The following is a 16,703-nucleotide window of genomic DNA, read 5'->3' as shown; positions in this document are numbered from 1 at the left end:
CGATTGGGGTCAGCCTTCGACGGGCTCCGCGACGTCTGCCGAGGTCACGGCGGCGGGCGAGGGCACAGCGGCGTCGGCGGAGGCCACGGCGGCGTCGGCGGAGGCCACGGCGGCGTCGGCCGGCGTCTCGCGACGCAGTTGACGCGGCGGCTTGCGCGGCTCGTCGCGCAGGCGCTGGCTGATCACCTGGGAGATGCCGTCCCCGCGCATGGACACACCGTAGAGCGCGTCCGCGCACTCCATGGTCAGCTTCTGGTGGGTGATCACGATCAGCTGGGAGCTGTCGCGCAGCTCCTCCATGATCGAGATCAGTCGGCGCAGGTTGGTCTCGTCGAGCGCGGCCTCGACCTCGTCCATGACGTAGAAGGGGCTCGGCCGTGCCTTGAAGATCGAGACCAGCAGCGCGACGGCGGTGAGCGAGCGCTCGCCGCCGGAGAGCAGGGAGAGGCGCTTGACCTTCTTGCCCGGCGGGCGGGCCTCGACCTCGATGCCGGTGGTCAGCATGTTGTCCGGGTCGGTGAGGATCAGCCGGCCCTCGCCACCGGGGAAGAGGCGGGAGAAGACGCCCTCGAACTCGCGCGCGGTGTCGTGGTACGCGGCGGTGAAGACCTGCTCGACGCGTTCGTCGACCTCCTTGACGACGGTGAGCAGGTCGCGCCGGGTGGTCTTGAGGTCTTCGAGTTGCTCGCTGAGGAACTGGTGGCGCTCCTCCAGCGCGGCGAACTCCTCCAGCGCGAGCGGGTTGACCTTGCCCAGCTGGGCGTAGGCCTTCTCGGCGGCCTTGAGGCGGCGCTCCTGCTCGGCGCGACGGTAGGGGCGCGGAAGGGGGTCCTCCTCCGGCTCCTCGCCCTCGGCGGGGAGGGAAGGCGGGACGAGCTGGTCAGGGCCGTACTCGCCGAGCAGCGCCTCGGCCTCGATGCCGTGCTCCTCGAGCGCCTTGCTCTCCAACTGCTCGATACGGAGCCGCTTCTCAACGCGCAGCACCTCGTCGCGCTGGACCGAGTCGGTCAGCTTGTCGAGCTCCGACTTGAGCTCGCGGGTGCGGACGCGCTCGCGGCTCAGCTCGACGTCGCGCGCGGCGCGCTCCTGCTCGGCGGTCGCCTTGTCGGCGGCAGCGGCGGCGAGCGAGTGCTCGATGCAGGTGAGCAGCTGGCGGGCGCCCTCGGCCACGGCGGTGGCGACCTGCGCCTCGTGCTGGGCGCGGGCGGCGCGGGCGGCGGCGCGGGCGCGGGCCTCGCGTTCGGCGCGCGCGCCCCGGTCGAGCGAGTCGGCGCGACCGGCGAGTCCGCGCACCCGCTCCTCGTGCGTGCGCACGGAGAGCCTCGCCTCCATCTCACCCGCACGGGCCTGGCTCGCCTCGGCGTTCAGGCGGTCGCGCTGCTCCGTGTCCGGCTCCTCGTCGCCGGGCAGCTCCTCGGCGACGAGCAGCCGCTCTTCGAGCTCGGCGAGATCCATCGCGGCCTGCTCCTGCGCGTCCGCGGCCTTCGCCGCGGCGGCGGCGAGCCGCTCGGCCTCACCGGCCGCGCCGCGCGCCTGCCCGGCGAGCCCGCCGACCTGCTGGGCGACGGCGGCCTTCGCCTTCTCGGCGGCGCGGCGGACGACAGTGATCTCCTCGACCCGAGCCGCCAACGTCTTCCGCTGCGCGGTCGCCGCCTCGACCTGCTCCCGCAGGCTCTCCCGCTGCGCGACCAGCGCCTCGAGCCGGGCCTCCGCCTCGTCGACGGCGGCCTGCGTCTCCAACAGACTCGGCGCCCCGGCGGACCCGCCGTACGCATACGCGGCTCCGAGCACATCGCCTTCGGCGGTCACAGCGACGAGCTCCGGCCGCGCGGCGACGACGGCCTCGGCCTCGTCCAACCCGTCGACCACGACGTATCCACGCAACAACGTCCGCACGCTGCTGACGAGTTCAGCCGACCCGGACACCAACTCCCCCGCCCAGACCGCCCCTCCGGGCAGCGGGCCGGCAGCGGCGAAGCCGCCAGGCTGAGGCCGAGCTGCCGGCTCAACGGCTCCGCCCGAGCTGCCAGCGCCGATACCAGCCACGCCGCCGAGCCGCGCGTCCGGGTTGGTCGCGCTGTTCTGTGGGGCCGTAGCCGCCGCGTCCCATTCAGCAACGCCGTCGCCGCCGCGCGGCGCGCCAGCGATGAGCAGCGCTGCCCTGCCCGCGTCGTCCTTGCGGAGGAGGCGCAAGGCCTCCGCCGCCGTCGCAGGGGTGGTGACCGCCACCGCGTCGGCCGCGCGGTCGAGCGCGGCAGCGAGGGGGGTTTCGGAGCCGGGGGTGAGGGTGAGGTGGGAGGCCGCAGGGCCGAGGAGGCCGGCGAGGCGGTCGGTGGCGGAGAGGAGCGCGCCGGTACCGTCCTTGCGGCGGAGGGCGAGGGAGAGCGCGTCGCGGCGGGCGGTCAGCGCGGCGTGCTCGCGATCCGCGGCGGTGAGGGCGTCACGGGCGCCGGACTGCGTCTCCTCCGCGGCGGCCAGGGCCTCGCGCAGCGAGTCGTGCTCGGCGTCGCGCGCGTCGTCGGCGGTGTCGAGCGAGTCGGACTCCGCCTGCAGCGTCTCGTACTCCGCTTGCGCCGCAGCCGCACGCTCCAGCGCGGCATCGCGTGCCTCCGCCAGGCGGCCGATCTCCTCCCCCGCGCCGGACGCGCGCGAGCGCGCCGCCGCGACCCTGCCCTGCAACCGGGCCAACCCCTCGCGCCGGTCGGCGAGCGCCCGCGCCGCCGCGCGCAGCGCCTGCTCCTCCGCCGCCAACGACCGCTCCAGCTCCGCGCGCCGTTCGACCGTCTCGGCCAGCGCGTGCTGCGCCTGCTCCAGCGCCTCGGCGAGCTCCGCCTCCTCCGCGCGGATCCGCGCTGCCTCGCGCTCCATCTCCTCCGGGTCGCGGCCACGCCGCTCCTCTGCCTGCGGCGAGCGCGCGTGGCGCACCTTCGCCTCGGCCAGACCGATCGTGCCGCGCACCCGCTCGGCCAGCGAAGAGAGCTCGAACCAGGTCTGCTGCGCCTGCTCCACCGCCGGGCCGAGTTGCGCGACCTGCGCCTCCAGCACCGCCTCGCGCTGCTGAAGCTGCGCCAGCTCCTGCTCCACGCCGCTGCGCCGCAACCGCAGCGCCATCTCGTCGGCGATCTCCTCCTCGACGGCCTTGCGCAGCGTCACCAGGTCGTCCGCGAGCAGCCGCAGCCGCGCGTCGCGCAGGTCGGCCTGGATCACCGCCGCCCGCCGCGCGATCTGCGCCTGACGGCCCAGCGGTTTCAGCTGCCTGCGCAGCTCGCCGACCAGATCCTGCACGCGCGTCAGATTCGCCTGCATCGCGTCCAGCTTCCGCAGCGCCTTCTCCTTGCGCCTGCGATGCTTCAGGACGCCGGCCGCCTCCTCGATGAAGGCGCGGCGGCCCATCGGGTCGGCGTGGAGGACGGAGTCGAGCTGGCCCTGGCCGACGATGACGTGCATCTCGCGGCCGATGCCGGAGTCGGAGAGCAGTTCCTGGATGTCGAGGAGCCGGCAGGTGTCGCCGTTGATGGCGTACTCGCTGCCGCCGTTGCGGAACATCGTCCGCGAGATGGTGACCTCGGAGTACTCGATCGGCAGCGCGCCGTCGGTGTTGTCGATGGTGAGCGCGACCTCGGCGCGCCCGAGTGGGGGCCGACCGGTCGTGCCGGCGAAGATGACGTCCTCCATCTTGCCGCCGCGCAACGACTTCGCGCCCTGCTCGCCCATGACCCAGCTGAGCGCGTCCACGACGTTCGACTTGCCGGAGCCGTTGGGGCCGACGACGCAGGTGATGCCGGGCTCGAAGCGCAGGGTCGTCGCGGAGGCGAACGACTTGAATCCCCGCAGCGTGAGGCTCTTCAGATGCACCGGCGCCGACCTCCTCGTCCCTTTCGGGGACACCCTAGCCGTCAGCACCGTCCGAGCCCGGTGACGGCTCGGTTTGATCTGTGCGTGTAGAGGGCATCTCACCGTTGAGGAGTCAACGACGTGGGGGCGCGAACGAAGCGGGAACGACGAAGGGACGCCACGAAGGCGTCCCTTGCACTATCCAGGTGACGATGCCGCTGCCTGACCTTCGCGGAAAGGTCAGGAGAAAGCCGGTACCGCCTGGGCTGCGTCCATGCGGAGCAACTGCTCGTGGTCCGCGACGGCCTGCAGCGTGTCGTTCTCGGCCTGCATCCGCACAAGCTCGGATTCCAGGTCCTGGACACGCTGCTGGAGACGCCGCATCTCGGCGAGCAGTCGGGGGTCGGGTCCGCCGACGTAACCGAGAAGCGCCTTTGCCATGATGGATGGTCCTCCACGCTGAGTGACCGACCGCTGTTGTGGGGTCGTGTGAAGTGGGCCGCACCGGTGCGCCGCCCTCGCAAGGCTGTACGGGGCCGATAAGCCTTGAGCGGACGTACTGATGCGCGGGTTTCCAGCGTCTCACCAAACGCGCAGGCGGTCAACACGATCACAGCGTGCTACAGCCACCGAAGGCCTACGCAGCGGTAACGTCACACTGAGTGGCTCGGCATCTTCGCTGGTGCGGAGTTAACCACGCTCCGGCCGGATACGCAACAGGTCTGAGGGCACGGCTGTGGTCCTGGCGAGGGCAGTTGGGCCCCCGGGGCACCTCCGGGGCACCTCCGGGACGCCTCAACGGATGGCGAATCCCGGATACCCGCCCTCGGGATCGCCCCACAGCTCGGTGACGCCGTCCACGCGGCCGGGGGTGTCGCCGTGCCGCAGCAGCTCCAGCAGCTGTTCGCACTGCTCACGGCTGCCCTCCGCGACGACCTGGACCCGTCCGTCGCCCAGGTTGGACGCGTAGCCCAGCAGGCCGATCTCCAGCGCCCGCGACCGCGTCCACCACCGGAAGCCGACCTGCTGCACCGCACCGCGCACCCAGGCGGTCATCCGAACGTCCGTCGTCATGCGCATCAGTCTCTCATCGGGGCCTGCGCCCACTTGTCCCCATCCCTCCCGCAAATGCCCTACAGTCCTGAGCGTCACTCGCATGGATGAGGTGACGACTGCAGCAAGGGCGGGACGGCCGGGGGGCGGGGAGGGCGACAGCTCATGTCGCGTCATGCACGGAGCCCCCGGCGGGCAGCAGCACAGGAACCGAACCAACGCGGCGGGCACCGTCGCAGGCCCCGCAGGCGCGGGGTCCCGCGCGCACTCCTGGCCGTGACCGCGACGGCGGCCGCTGCCGGCCTCGGCGCGGTGATCAGCGGCGTGCTGCCGATGCCGCCCGGCATGCCCGCCGGCGTGGTCGTCGCCGGCGACCGGGCGAGCACTCCCGCGCTCGGCGCACAGCCGAGCCTGCCGGCGCAGAGCTCCGGCACCCGTGCCACCCCGACCCGAACCACTCCACGCAGCGCCCTGCCGTCCCCCACCACATCCCTGACCTCGGCGACGGCCACGTCCACCTCGTCCACCGCGCCCGCCTCGCCGACGGCGGCCGGATCCCCCTCCGCGACGACGCCGGCGACCCCGCAGAGCCCGGACCAGGTCGCCGCCGCGCAGGCGGCGATCCTCTCCCTCGTCAACACCCAACGTGCCCAGCACGGTTGCACCGCTCTGACGGCCGCGCCGCCGCTGACCGCCCTGGCCCAGTCCTTCAGCACCGAAATGGCCACCCGCGGCTTCTTCGGCCACACCGACCCCGACCACCGCACCCCCTGGGACCGCGCCCGCGCCCTCGGCATCACCAACCTCGGCGGCGAGAACATCGCCCGCGGCCAGCAGACCGCCCAGGACGTCATGGACGCCTGGATGCACAGCCCCGGCCACCGCGCGAACATGCTCGACTGCGACTACCACTCCCTCGGCGTCGGCGTGTACTTCGGCCCCGGCGGCCCGTGGTGGACACAGGACTTCGGCTTCTAAGAGCCTTGCAGGGTCAAGACTGGGCCCGGCGCTACTTCACCCAGTCCTTGAGGGGCTCCGTGTCGAGAAGGATGCCGACCGGAGCGGGCAGTTCGACCGGCCTGCCGAAGGGCAGCCGACGGACCGTCTCATACCGGGTGCCGTCAGGGTCGGCGAACACGACAACTTCGCAAGTGTCGCGATCAATGAGCAGGTAGACGGGGATGCCGGTCTCGGCATAGGCGCGAGGCTTCTCGACACGGTCGCGCCGGTCGGTGTCACGGTCGTAGGAGGTGACCTCGGCGACGAGAAGAACCCCGTCGGCGGAAGCCCACTCCGACTGGCCGGCCAGCGCTTCACTGGGGGCCAGGACGCCATCAGGTCGCGCGTGTCCGTTGCGGTAGCCCTGGACGAGCAGCCCTTGTTCGGGGAAGAGCCAGAGCTCGGGCCGGGCCTGGATACAGATGCGCGTGAGCCACTGGATGATCATCGCGTGGTCGCCGTCGGGCACGGGCTTCTCCCACATCTTCCCGTCGATGAACTCGAGGGCGACTTCCTCACGCGCGGCGATCCGGGCGATCTCCTCGAACGCCCCGGCCGGCAGCCGCGGCTCAGCGGCGGCCGACTCGCGGCCGTACACAACCGTCACCGGTGACCTCCTCTGCTGCCCTACAGCCCAGCGGTCCTGGCGCCAGCGTACCGCCGAGCGGCCCGGCGCGGTCGGCGTCGGCTGCCGCCGTGAACGGCCAATCAGGCCGACGTCCGGGTCACCAGCTCCGTCGGGAGGATCACCGAGGACGGGGGTTCGCCCGCGATCAGGGCCAGCAGGACGCGGACCATCTCCGCGCTGATGCGGTCCCAGGGCTGGCGGACCGTGGTCAGCGGTGGGCGGGTCGTCGGGGCGATGGAGGAGTCGTCGAAGCCGCCGACCGCGATCTCCTCGGGGACGCGGCGGCCGGCGCGGTCGAGCGCGGCGAGGGCGCCGTCGGCCATCAGGTCGGAGGCGACGAAGACCGCGTCCAGGTCCGGGGACTGGGCGAGGAGGCGGTGCATCGCCGCCGCGCCGCTCGCGCGGCTGTAGTCGCCCTCGATGACGAGCGCCGGGTCGTAGCCGAGGCCCGACTCGGTCAGCACTTCGCGGTACCCGGAGAGTCGGTCCACGCCGCCGGGGGTGTCCAGCGGGCCGGTGATCGTCGCGATGCGGCGGCGGCCGGTCGTGACGAGGTGCTGGACCAGCTGGCGGGCGCCCTCGCGGTCGTCGGCCGCGACGTAGGGCGTCGTCGTGGCCTGGCCGAGCGGCTTGCCGCAGGCGACGACGGGCATGTGGGCCTCGTGCAACAGCTCGACCATCGGGTTGCCCGAGTGCGAGGAGACCAGCAGCACGCCGTCCACGTGCCCGGAGGTGATGTACCGCCCTATCCTGCGGCGCTCCTCCTCTGTCCCCGCGATCATCAGCAGCAGCGGGATGTCGTGCTCGGCCAACGCGGCTGTGCAACCGCGCAGCAGCAGGTTGAAGTTGGGATCCTCGAAGAACCTGTCCTGCGGCTCGGTCAGCAGGAAGGCGACCGAGTCCGAGCGCTGCGTGACCAGGCTGCGCGCGTGCCGGTTGACGACGTAGCCCGTCTTCTTGATCGCCGCGTTGACCGCCTTCAGCGCCTCCGGGCTGACGTTGTGACCGCCCTGCAGCACCCGCGACACCGTGCCGCGCGAGATCCCCGCCTCTCTCGCGACGTCGTGGATCGTCGGCGGACGGCGGCGGCCGGGGGCGTCAGGGTCGGTCATCGGTGGCTTTCTGACGAGGAGTCGGTCAGGGGGTGGGCTGTCCGTCAGGACTTTACGGCTCCGGAGAGCAGATCGAGCCGCCAGAATCGCTGCACCGAGAGGAAGAGCGCGATCAACGGAATCACCGAGAGCAGCGCACCGGTGATCACCAGGGTGTAGAGCGAGGGTGCGTTGGCGCCCTGCAGCAGCATGGTGAAGAGGCCGACCGTCACCGGGAACTTGCGGTCGTCGCCCAGCATCACGAAGGGCAGCAGGAAGTTGTTCCAGATCGCCACGAACTGGAACAGGAAAACAGTGACCAGCCCGGGGCTCATCATCGGCAGCACGACCGAGCGGAACAGCCGCCACTCGGAGGCCCCGTCGATCCGGCCGGCTTCCAGCACGTCGTCGGGGATCGCCCCGGCGGCGTAGATGCGGGCGAGGTAGATGCCGTAGGGGCTGAGGATGCTGGGCAGCAGGACCGCCCAGTAGCTGTCGGCCAGGCCGGTCTTGGCGAAGAGCAGGTACTGCGGCACCGCCAGCACGACCGGCGGCATCAGCACACCCGCCAGCAGGATGTTGAAGATCGCGCCACGGCCCGCGAAACGGTACTTCGCCAGGGCGAAGCCGGTCACCCCGGACAGCAGCGCCGACAGCACCGCGCCCAGCCCCGCGTACAGGGCGGAGTTCAGCATCCACTGCCAGAACTCGCCGCCCCGGTAGTTCGACAGGTCGCGCAGGTTGCCCAGCAGGCCGGACCCGGGGAAGAGGGTGAAGGTGGAGAAGAGCTCGGATCCGCTCTTGGTGGCCGCGATCAGCACCCACAGCACCGGGAACAGCGTGTACGCGGCCCCGGCCAGCAGGCCGATGGTCGGCAGCCAGCCGCCCTTGCGCTTGACCGGCCGCGCGACGGAGGCTGTCTTGGACGTCGGGGTAACGGTCGTGGTGGTGGCGGTGCTGCTCACTGGTCCTCCCCGTAGGCGCGGCGGCCGGCCAGCTTCAGGAATCCGAAGGAGACGGCCAGAGTGACGGCGGCGATGACGACGGAGGTCGCCGACGCCGAGTAGATGTCGCCGCGAATGAAAGCGTCGCGGTAGACCTTCATCAGGGGGCTCCAGGTGGAGGAGATGCCGTTGGTCAGCGGCTTGAGGTTCATCGGCTCGCTGAAGACCTGCAGCGTCGCGATCATCGAGAAGAAGAAGGTCAGCACCAGCGACGGCAGCACCATGGGGATCTTGATGCGGAGCGCGACCTGCAGCTCGCTCGCGCCGTCGAGCCGGGCGGCCTCGTAGAGCTCGGGGGAGATCGAGCGCAGCGAGGTGTAGATGACGATCATGTTGAAGCCGGTGCCGCCCCAGACCGCGATGTTGGCCAGCGCGACGTACATGCCGTTGCCCTGGAGCAGTTGCGGTCCGCTCATGCCCAGCTGGTGCAGCAGGAAGTAGCCCGGGCTGGTGGTGGGCAGGTAGAGGAAGCCCCACAGCAGCGTGGCCACGACACCGGGGATCGCGTAGGGAAGGAAGATCGCGATCCGGGAGAAGGCGCGCAGTCGGGTCTTGTCGGCGTCGAGCAGCAGAGCGAAGAGCAGCGCGAGGCCGAGCATGACCGGGACCAGCAGCGCGCCGTAGAGCAGCACGCGTCCCGTGCCGGCGAGCAGCTCGGGATCGCTCAGCGCGGAGACGTAGTTGGACAGGCCCGCCCAGCGCTCGCTGCGCGCCCCCGGACCGAGGCCCAGGCCGCTGATGTGCACCTCGCGGAAGCTGAGGTAGACGGCGTAGCCGATGGGGACCGCCAGCAGCAGCGTGAAGGCGATGACGGCCGGCGCGATGAACAGGTAGGGCACGCTGCGGTGGCGGCGAGCGGCCATGCGGACTCCGTGGGTGTTCCGTGGGGTGTGGGGTGGCGGCCCAGGGCGTGACGCAGGAACGCCCTGGGCCGCGGTACTGCGGCGGAGCGTCAGCCGGTGACGGTGAAGCCCTGCTTCTTCATGTCGTCGAGCGTCGTCTGCTGCATGCCGCCCAGCGCGGCGAGGAAGTCGCCCTTGCTCTGCGCGGCCTTGCCGAAGGCGTCCTTGAAGGCGCTGTACGCGGTGTTGACGTTCGGCCCCCACGCGGCGGGCGCGGTGGTCGCGGCGATCTTCGCGGCCTGGGTGTAGAAGTCGGCCTGGTTGCTGAAGTAGTCCGGCGCGGTCGCCAGCGCGCCGCCGGTCTGGGCGTCGGTGGCGGCAGGGTAGACGTAGGAGTCCTTGACCAGCGCGGCGACCGCCTGCGGGTCGGTGTTCAGCCAGAGCGCGAACTGCGCGGCGGCGTCCTGGTGCTTGGAGTTGTTGGTGACCGCCGTGGACGAGCCGCCCCAGCTGCCGGTGATGTTCTCGCCCGCGTTCCACTGCGGCAGCGGGGCCATCGCCCACTTGCCCTTGCCGGACGGGGCGCTGCTGCTCAGCACGCCCGGGGCCCAGACCGCGCTGACCCAGGCGATCTGGGTGCCGTCGTCCAGGGCCTTGGCCCAGGCGGGGGTGTACATCGGCTGGTTGTCGACGGCGCCCTCCTTGACCAGGCCGCCCCAGTAGCTCGCGACCTTCTGGGTGGCGGCGTCGTTGATGCCGACCTTCCAGGAGCCGCCGGAGGACGTCCACCACTGCGCGCCGGCCTGCTGGGAGAGACCGGCGAAGAGGCCGGCGTCGTTGGCGGAGAAGGTGGTGAGGTACTTGCTGCTGTCCTGGCTGCGCAGCTTCTCTGCGTCGGTCTTGAACTGGTCCCAGGTGGTGGGGACGGTCAGCCCGTACTTCTTGAAGAGGTCGGTGCGGTAGTAGAACATCAGCGGCCCGCTGTCCTGCGGGATCGCGTAGACGGCGTTGCTGCCGAGGGTGACCTGCTTCCAGATGCCCGCGGCGAACTTGCCGGAGGCCGAGCCGTCCTGCTTGGAGATGTCGGCGAGGACGTTGTTGCTGACCAGCGTCGGCAGGGCCTGGTACTCGGCCTGGACCAGGTCCGGCGCGCCGCCCGCCTTGGACGCGGTGATCACCTTGGTGAGCAGGTCGTCGCCCTGGGCCTGCTTCTCGACGGTGACCTGGATGTTCGGGTGCGACTTGTTCCAGATCGCGGCGACCTGGTCCATGCCGGGCGCCCAGGCCCAGTAGGTGAGCTTGACCGGGCCCGAGGACTGCTGCGTCGCCGAGCTCCCGCCTGTGGATCCGCTGCTGCTGCAGCCGGCAACGAAAGTAGCGGCGACGGCCGCGGACACGACGCCCAGGGCGACGCGCACACGTCTGCCCGACGAAGAGGCGGAAAGCATGGATCCTCCCACTGACGAGGACGTCCGCACGGTGCGGACTGTCTCTCATGCGCTGTGAACGTTCACAGTACGGAAACGCACTCGTCATCTGTCAAGACTTGTTGCCATCCGGTTATCTATCGACCTTCACAGCGCGACAGATAGGAATTCCCAGGTCAAGTCGGGCAAATCGGCGCGCAGATTCCAACAACTTCCCACTTGCCAGAACACGGAAGGCGTCCGCTACGGTGTGCACGTTCACAGACAGGAGACGCCATGCCGACAACACGCCGCCTCGCCTTCGGTGGTGACTACAACCCCGAGCAGTGGCCCGAGCATGTCTGGGCCGAGGACATGGCGCTGATGCGCGAGGCCGGGGTCACCATGGTCAGCGTCGGGATCTTCTCCTGGGCGCTGCTGGAGCCGGCGCCCGGCGTCTTCGACTTCGCCTGGCTGGACCGGCTGCTGACGCTGCTTCACGAGAACGGCATCCAGGCCGACCTCGGCACGCCCACGGTCGTGCCGCCCGCCTGGTTCTACCAGCGCCACCCCGAGGCGCTGCCGGTCACCAAGGACGGCCAGCGCCTCGCCTTCGGCGGACGCGGCGCGATCTGCCACAGCTCCCCCGCCTACCGGGCCGCGATCACCGGGATCACCACCGCGCTGGCCGAGCGCTACGCGGACCACCCGGCGCTGACCATGTGGCACGTCTTCAACGAGTACGGCGCGCCCGTCTCCGCGTGCTACTGCGATATCTCCGCCGTCGACTTCCGCCGCTGGCTGCGGGCCCGCTACGGCGAGGGACTGGACGGCCTGGACCGGCTGAACGAGGCCTGGGGCACGACCTTCTGGGGCCAGCGCTACAACGACTGGGCGCAGATCGGCGCGCCGCGCCGCACCCCCACCGCAGGCAACCCGGCCCACCAGCTCGACTACACCCGCTTCAGCTCGGACGCGATGCTCGCCAACTTCACCGCCGAGCGCGACATCCTGCACCGCCTCTCCCCCGGCACGCCGGTCACCACCAACTTCATGACGGCGCTGAGCCAGTGCGGCAGCGTCGACTACTGGAAGTGGGGCCGCGAGGTCGACCTGGTCACCAACGACCACTACCTGGTCGCCGAGGCCGAGCGCACCCACGTCAACCTGGCCATGGCCGCCGACCTGACCCGCTCGGTCGCGGGCGGTGAGCCGTGGCTGCTACTGGAGCACTCCACCGGCGCGGTCAACTGGCAGCCGCGCAACATCGCCAAGCGCCCCGGCGAGCTGGCCCGCAACAGCCTGGCCCACGTCGCGCGCGGCTCGGACGGCGCGATGTTCTTCCAGTGGCGCGCCTCCCGCTACGGCGCGGAGAAGTTCCACTCGACGATGCTGCCGCACGCCGGGACGGAGAGCCGGATCTGGCGCGAGGTCAAGCAGCTCGGCGCGGACCTGGGCCGGCTCGGCGAGCTGGCGGGCAGTCGGGTCCAGGCCGACGCGGCGGTGGTGTGGGACTGGCAGTCCTGGTGGGCGCAGTCGCTGGAATGGCGTCCCAGTGAGGACCACCGGGCGGACGAACGCGCCGACGCCTTCTACGAGGCGCTCTACGACCGACACCTGACCGTCGACTTCGCCCACCCGGAAGCGGACCTCTCCGGCTACCCGCTGGTCGTCGTCCCCGCGCTCTACCTCGCCACCGAGGCGGCCGGCCGCAACCTCACCCGCTACGTCGAGGGCGGCGGCACGCTCGTCGTCTCCTACTTCTCCGGCATCGTCGACGAGCACGACGCCGTCCACCCTGGAGCCCACCCCGGCGTGCTGCGGGACGTGCTGGGCCTGACCGTCGAGGAGTTCCTGCCGCTGCGCGCGGGCGAGCGGGTCACCCTCGGCGGCGACGCCGGGCGGACCGGCGGCGCGCAGCTCAGCGGCGAGGTCTGGGCCGAGGCCGTCGTCCCGCAGGGCGCCGAGACGATCTGGCACTACGCCGACGGTCCGGCCGCCGGCGCCCCCGCGATCACCAGGAACCTGCGCGGCGCGGGCGCCGCCTGGTACCTCTCCACCCGCCTCTCCCCCGCGCAGCTCGCCGAGGTCCTCACCCTGGCCTGCGCCGATGCCCGCCTGCCCGACCGCGCGGAGCTGCCGCGCGACGTCGAGGTGGTGCTGCGGGAGGGCCCCGATGCCGCGTACCTGTTCGCCGTGAACCACAACCCCGTCGACGTGAAGGTGCCGCTTTCGCAACCCGGCACCGAGCTGCTCACCGACGAGCGCGTGGCCGGACGCCTGTGCGTCCCGGCGGGCGGCGTGCGCGTGGTGCGTCTGGACCCCCGTTCCTGACGCACCTAGGCCGTCCTTGCCGGACGGCCTAGGTCCGGGACGCGTTGAGGGTCGCGTCCCGGGCCCCACCCCACCCCATCCCAACGTCAGAGAGGACGTTGACGATGCGCCACCTGACTGCAAGAGCCGCTTGCGTCTCCCTGCTCGCCGCCGCCGCGCTACTGGGCGGCCCCGCACTGACCGCGCACGCGGCCTCGACCGTCACCAACGGCGGATTCGAGGCCAACGGCGCCACCGCGACACCCACCGGCTGGTCCACCAGCGGCACGAGCTCCGCCTCCTACACCGAGTCCGGCGGCCACAGCGGCAGCTACCGGCTGACGCACTGGGCGTCCAGCGCCTACAAGGTGACCACCTATCAGACCCTGACCGGGCTCACCAACGGCAGCTACACGCTCACCGCCTGGGTCCGCTCCGGCGGCGGTCAGAACACCGACACGATCGGCCTGATCGGCTGTGGCGGCGCGGACAAGACAACCGCCGTTCCGCCGATGGCCGACGGCAAGTGGGTCAGGATCGTCGTCTCGACGACGGTCAGCAACAACCAGTGCACGATCGGCCTCTACTCGGACGCCAACGCGGGCAACTGGACCAACTACGACGACATCTCCTTCTCGTCCGGCTACGCCTCGCTGCCGATCCGCGGCGGCGACGTCTCCAGCCTGGAGCGCGGGCAGGAGCTCGGCGGCGTCTACTACAACAGCAGTGGCACGAAGCAGACCGCGCTGACCGTGCTCGGCAACGCGGGCATGAACTACGCCCGGCTGCGGGTCTGGGTCAACCCGGCGGACGGCTTCAACAACGAGACCGAGCTGCTGGCCATGGCCAAGCAGGTCAAGGCCAAGGGCATGGGCCTGCTGCTGGACTTCCACTACTCCGACACCTGGGCCGACCCCGGCAAGCAGGCGATACCGGCGGCGTGGACGAATGACACCCTCGCCCAGTTGGAGACCCAGGTCACCGCGTACTCCAAGCAGGTCGTCTCCGACCTGGTCGCCCAGGGCACCACGCCCGACATGGTCCAGGTGGGCAACGAGATCAACGGCGGCATGCTCTGGTCGCTTGGCTCCACGTCCAACTGGAGCAACCTGGCCGGGCTGCTCAAGGCCGGGATCAGCGGGGTGAAGGCGGCCGCGCCGAACGCCAAGATCATGCTGCACATCGCCAACGGCGCGGCGGACGCGACAGCCAAGGCCTGGTACCAGAACGCCGTGAACTACGGCGTCCCGTTCGACGTGATCGGGCTCTCCTACTACGACTACTGGCACGGCCCGCTCGACCAGCTCCAGACCACGCTGGACGACCTGGCGGCGACCTTCAGCAAGCCGGTCGTGGTGGCCGAGACGGCCTACCCGTGGACCATGGCCAACGGCGACGCCGAGACCAACTCGGTGAACTCGTCCAACACCACCCTCGACGCCGGCTACGCCGCGAGCGCCGCCGGCCAGGCGGCGAACTTCCGCGACGTGCAGTCGATCGTCCAGGCGGTGCCGAACGGGCGCGGCTGGGGCGCGTTCTACTGGGAGCCGACCTGGACGGTCGTGGCCGGCAACGGCTGGGACCCGACGAACGCCTCCTCCGGTGACGGCTGGGAGAACCAGGCGATGTTCGACTTCTCGGACAAGGCGCTGCCCGTCGTGAACGAGTACGCGGCGCGGTAGCGAGACGCTCCCCTACCCGGGCTGACCGACGGTCGGCCCGGGCCAGGGGTTCGGTTGCGTGACGGCCCGCGCCAGTACAGCGGCGGGCAGCCGTTCGACCAGGCCGGCCGCCTCGTCGACCAGGCTCAGCATGCCCTGCGGGGTCAGCCCCCGGGACTGGATCAGCACCACGGCGCAGCCCTCCATCCGCCACTGGACGTGCCCGCTGCGCACCCGGTCGAGCGCGCCCGGCGTGAACAACGCCGCAGCCGCCTCCGGGTCCTCCGAGTCACCGTGCACACCGGCCCAGTCGGGCTGTCCGGGCGCGACCGGAGTCTGCCAGACAACCGGTCGGGACTGGTCCGGACCGAGTGACATGCTGGGGAGCGAGAAGGGGAAGACGACCACGGCAATGGTGCTCGTCCGGTGCTCGGTGCCCTTGCCGCGTGAACGCTCGCTGGAAACCCGCACGGTCTCCGCTGTGCGCCCGCCCGACAACGGGCCGGACATCCACCAGGTGAACTTCGGCTGACTGAAGTGGCCGAGGACGGCGCGCTGATAGCGGAAGCGCACCTCGGGCGCCTTCTGCTTCCAGGACCACCCCGGCCTCGATGCCAGCAGTTCGACCACTCGCCGCGCCGTCGCCCGGTCCTGGCGCCAACCCCACAGGCCCAGCAGGGCGAACAGGGCGACGAAGCAGCCCACGCCGACCAGCACCCGGAACCCCGTCCCGTGCACTACCGCACCCCTTCCATCGCACCGTCCGCGCCCTGGTTCTGACCGGGCACGCTCGGGTTCTGGTTCACCACGTTCTCCAGGGCACCGCCCGCACCGTAGACGACGCCGTTGGCGCCGACCTCCTGACCGACCGGAACATAGGGGTCCAGCTCGGACGTCTTGGCGTGGCGGCCACTGCTCTGCAGCGGATCGACCTTCAGGGTGCCGGCCAGTCCCGCTCCGGCGGCGCCGGTCACCCCTCCGGTCAGGGAGTCGGCGATGGTCGTCCGACCGTCCTTGCCCTGAGCCACGTCCGCGAAGGCGCTGCCACCGGCGCTGGTCAGGCCTCCCATGGCGATGTTCTGCGCCGTGCCGTCGCCCTGCAGCAGAGCATTGATCTTGCTCGCTGCCGCGTCCGTGCCGCGGGAGCTGAAGAGGGCGTCGCCGAGCTTGGACGCGCCGCCGCTCAGCCCCGCCGCCCCGACGCCCGCGAGCGCTGCCGTCTGCACGTCGGAGCCGTTGACCAGGCCCTTGCCGCTCAGCACGTTCGTCAGCTGGGTGCCCGTGAGGTTCATTGCGGTGTTCTTGAGGGTGTCGACCATGATCCGGGGGATCAGTCCGAGCTTCCTGACCTTCTCGATCAGCTCGGTGACGACCTTCTCGGCCCGCTTCGCCAAGGTGATGAACTTGTCGATGAGCTGAACGATCTTCAACGCCCGCTCACCGGACGCCGCGGCCGCCACCAGATCCGAGATCCCGGCCGTCACGAAGGTGAGAAACGCCCCCGCCAGCTCGAACTCGGCGATCTCCAACGCGATCTCCACGATCGCCTCGATGATCTGCTCGGCCTGGTCGGCGTAGGCGTCCAGCTCCTTCGCCACCAGCTGGAAGTTCTGCGCGCTCTGCTGCATCGCATGATGCTGCTGCTGCCAGTGCGCCGAGAACGCGTCAGCCGCCGAGCCGCGCCACGACGGGCCGACGACCGAGCGCACGGAGGCGTCCAGGTGGTCCGCCGTGCCGGTCAGTTCGCCCGCCATCGTGCGCCACTCGCCCGCGAAGCGGCGCAGCGCGGCCGGGTCGCCGCCGGGCCAGGGGAGATCGAGCAGCGAGAGGACCTGGGCCACCTTGCCCGCGATCGCGCCGTTGATGTTCATG

The 16,703-nt window shown here is 71.1% G+C and carries 13 protein-coding genes; 3 read left to right on the top strand and 10 right to left on the bottom strand.

The genetic code is table 11. The annotated features are described in order from the left end of the window. Window positions 1-9: 9 nt before the first annotated feature. The 3 genes from ABIA32_RS23030 to ABIA32_RS23020 all read right to left on the bottom strand — a co-directional run bounded on the left by ABIA32_RS23030 (window position 10) and on the right by ABIA32_RS23020 (window position 4,908). A complete protein-coding gene (locus ABIA32_RS23030; RefSeq protein WP_370098584.1) occupies window positions 10-3,855 on the bottom strand; it encodes an AAA family ATPase in 3,846 nt (1,281 codons plus the stop codon). Between the two features lie 219 nt (window positions 3,856-4,074). Next, the gene (locus ABIA32_RS23025; RefSeq protein WP_370098581.1) at window positions 4,075-4,275 is read right to left on the bottom strand and encodes a hypothetical protein; all 201 of its coding nucleotides are present in this window, start codon (window positions 4,273-4,275) and stop codon (window positions 4,075-4,077) included. A 354-nt stretch (window positions 4,276-4,629) separates the two neighbouring features. Continuing rightward, window positions 4,630-4,908 carry an acylphosphatase gene (locus ABIA32_RS23020; RefSeq protein ID WP_370098578.1) on the bottom strand — a complete coding sequence of 93 codons (279 nt, stop codon included), beginning with the start codon at window positions 4,906-4,908 and terminating at the stop codon, window positions 4,630-4,632. 255 nt (window positions 4,909-5,163) lie between these two features. On the opposite strand from ABIA32_RS23020, the gene ABIA32_RS23015 reads away from it, so the two are divergent. Then, window positions 5,164-5,865 carry a CAP domain-containing protein gene (locus ABIA32_RS23015; protein WP_370098576.1) on the top strand — a complete coding sequence of 234 codons (702 nt, stop codon included), beginning with the start codon at window positions 5,164-5,166 and terminating at the stop codon, window positions 5,863-5,865. Window positions 5,866-5,896: 31 nt separating this feature from the next. On the opposite strand, the gene ABIA32_RS23010 is transcribed toward ABIA32_RS23015, so the two are convergent. From ABIA32_RS23010 to ABIA32_RS22990, 5 genes are all read right to left on the bottom strand, one after another. Beyond that, the gene (locus ABIA32_RS23010) at window positions 5,897-6,484 is read right to left on the bottom strand and encodes a Uma2 family endonuclease (RefSeq protein ID WP_370098720.1); all 588 of its coding nucleotides are present in this window, start codon (window positions 6,482-6,484) and stop codon (window positions 5,897-5,899) included. A gap of 110 nt (window positions 6,485-6,594) precedes the next feature. Further along, window positions 6,595-7,626 carry a LacI family DNA-binding transcriptional regulator gene (locus ABIA32_RS23005; protein WP_370098573.1) on the bottom strand — a complete coding sequence of 344 codons (1,032 nt, stop codon included), beginning with the start codon at window positions 7,624-7,626 and terminating at the stop codon, window positions 6,595-6,597. A gap of 44 nt (window positions 7,627-7,670) precedes the next feature. Further along, window positions 7,671-8,483, bottom strand: coding sequence for a carbohydrate ABC transporter permease (locus tag ABIA32_RS23000; RefSeq protein ID WP_370098718.1), 813 nt, complete (start codon window positions 8,481-8,483; stop codon window positions 7,671-7,673). 83 nt (window positions 8,484-8,566) lie between these two features. Continuing rightward, on the bottom strand, window positions 8,567-9,472 hold the full coding sequence (locus tag ABIA32_RS22995; RefSeq protein ID WP_370098570.1) for a carbohydrate ABC transporter permease: 906 nt from the start codon (window positions 9,470-9,472) through the stop codon (window positions 8,567-8,569). A gap of 89 nt (window positions 9,473-9,561) precedes the next feature. Next, window positions 9,562-10,899: an ABC transporter substrate-binding protein gene (locus ABIA32_RS22990; RefSeq protein WP_370098567.1), complete on the bottom strand. Its 1,338-nt coding sequence runs from the start codon at window positions 10,897-10,899 to the stop codon at window positions 9,562-9,564. Window positions 10,900-11,154: 255 nt separating this feature from the next. On the opposite strand from ABIA32_RS22990, the gene ABIA32_RS22985 reads away from it, so the two are divergent. After that, entirely contained in the window at window positions 11,155-13,191 is a 2,037-nt protein-coding gene (locus ABIA32_RS22985) for a beta-galactosidase (protein WP_370098564.1), read from the top strand. A gap of 104 nt (window positions 13,192-13,295) precedes the next feature. Then, window positions 13,296-14,852 carry a glycosyl hydrolase 53 family protein gene (locus ABIA32_RS22980; protein ID WP_370098561.1) on the top strand — a complete coding sequence of 519 codons (1,557 nt, stop codon included), beginning with the start codon at window positions 13,296-13,298 and terminating at the stop codon, window positions 14,850-14,852. A gap of 12 nt (window positions 14,853-14,864) precedes the next feature. Here ABIA32_RS22980 and ABIA32_RS22975 read toward each other — a convergent pair whose 3' ends face one another. Continuing rightward, window positions 14,865-15,569, bottom strand: coding sequence for a hypothetical protein (locus ABIA32_RS22975; RefSeq protein WP_370098558.1), 705 nt, complete (start codon window positions 15,567-15,569; stop codon window positions 14,865-14,867). Then, the gene (locus ABIA32_RS22970; RefSeq protein WP_370098555.1) at window positions 15,569-16,702 is read right to left on the bottom strand and encodes a WXG100 family type VII secretion target; all 1,134 of its coding nucleotides are present in this window, start codon (window positions 16,700-16,702) and stop codon (window positions 15,569-15,571) included. The genes ABIA32_RS22975 and ABIA32_RS22970 overlap by 1 nt, the downstream gene beginning before the upstream one ends. Window position 16,703: the final 1 nt, after the last annotated feature.

The sequence above is a fragment of the Streptacidiphilus sp. MAP12-20 genome (assembly GCF_041262525.1).
Taxonomy (GTDB): domain Bacteria; phylum Actinomycetota; class Actinomycetes; order Streptomycetales; family Streptomycetaceae; genus Streptacidiphilus.
The sequence above is the reverse complement of the archived record's forward strand: the minus strand, read 5'-3'. Positions and strand labels throughout refer to the sequence as shown.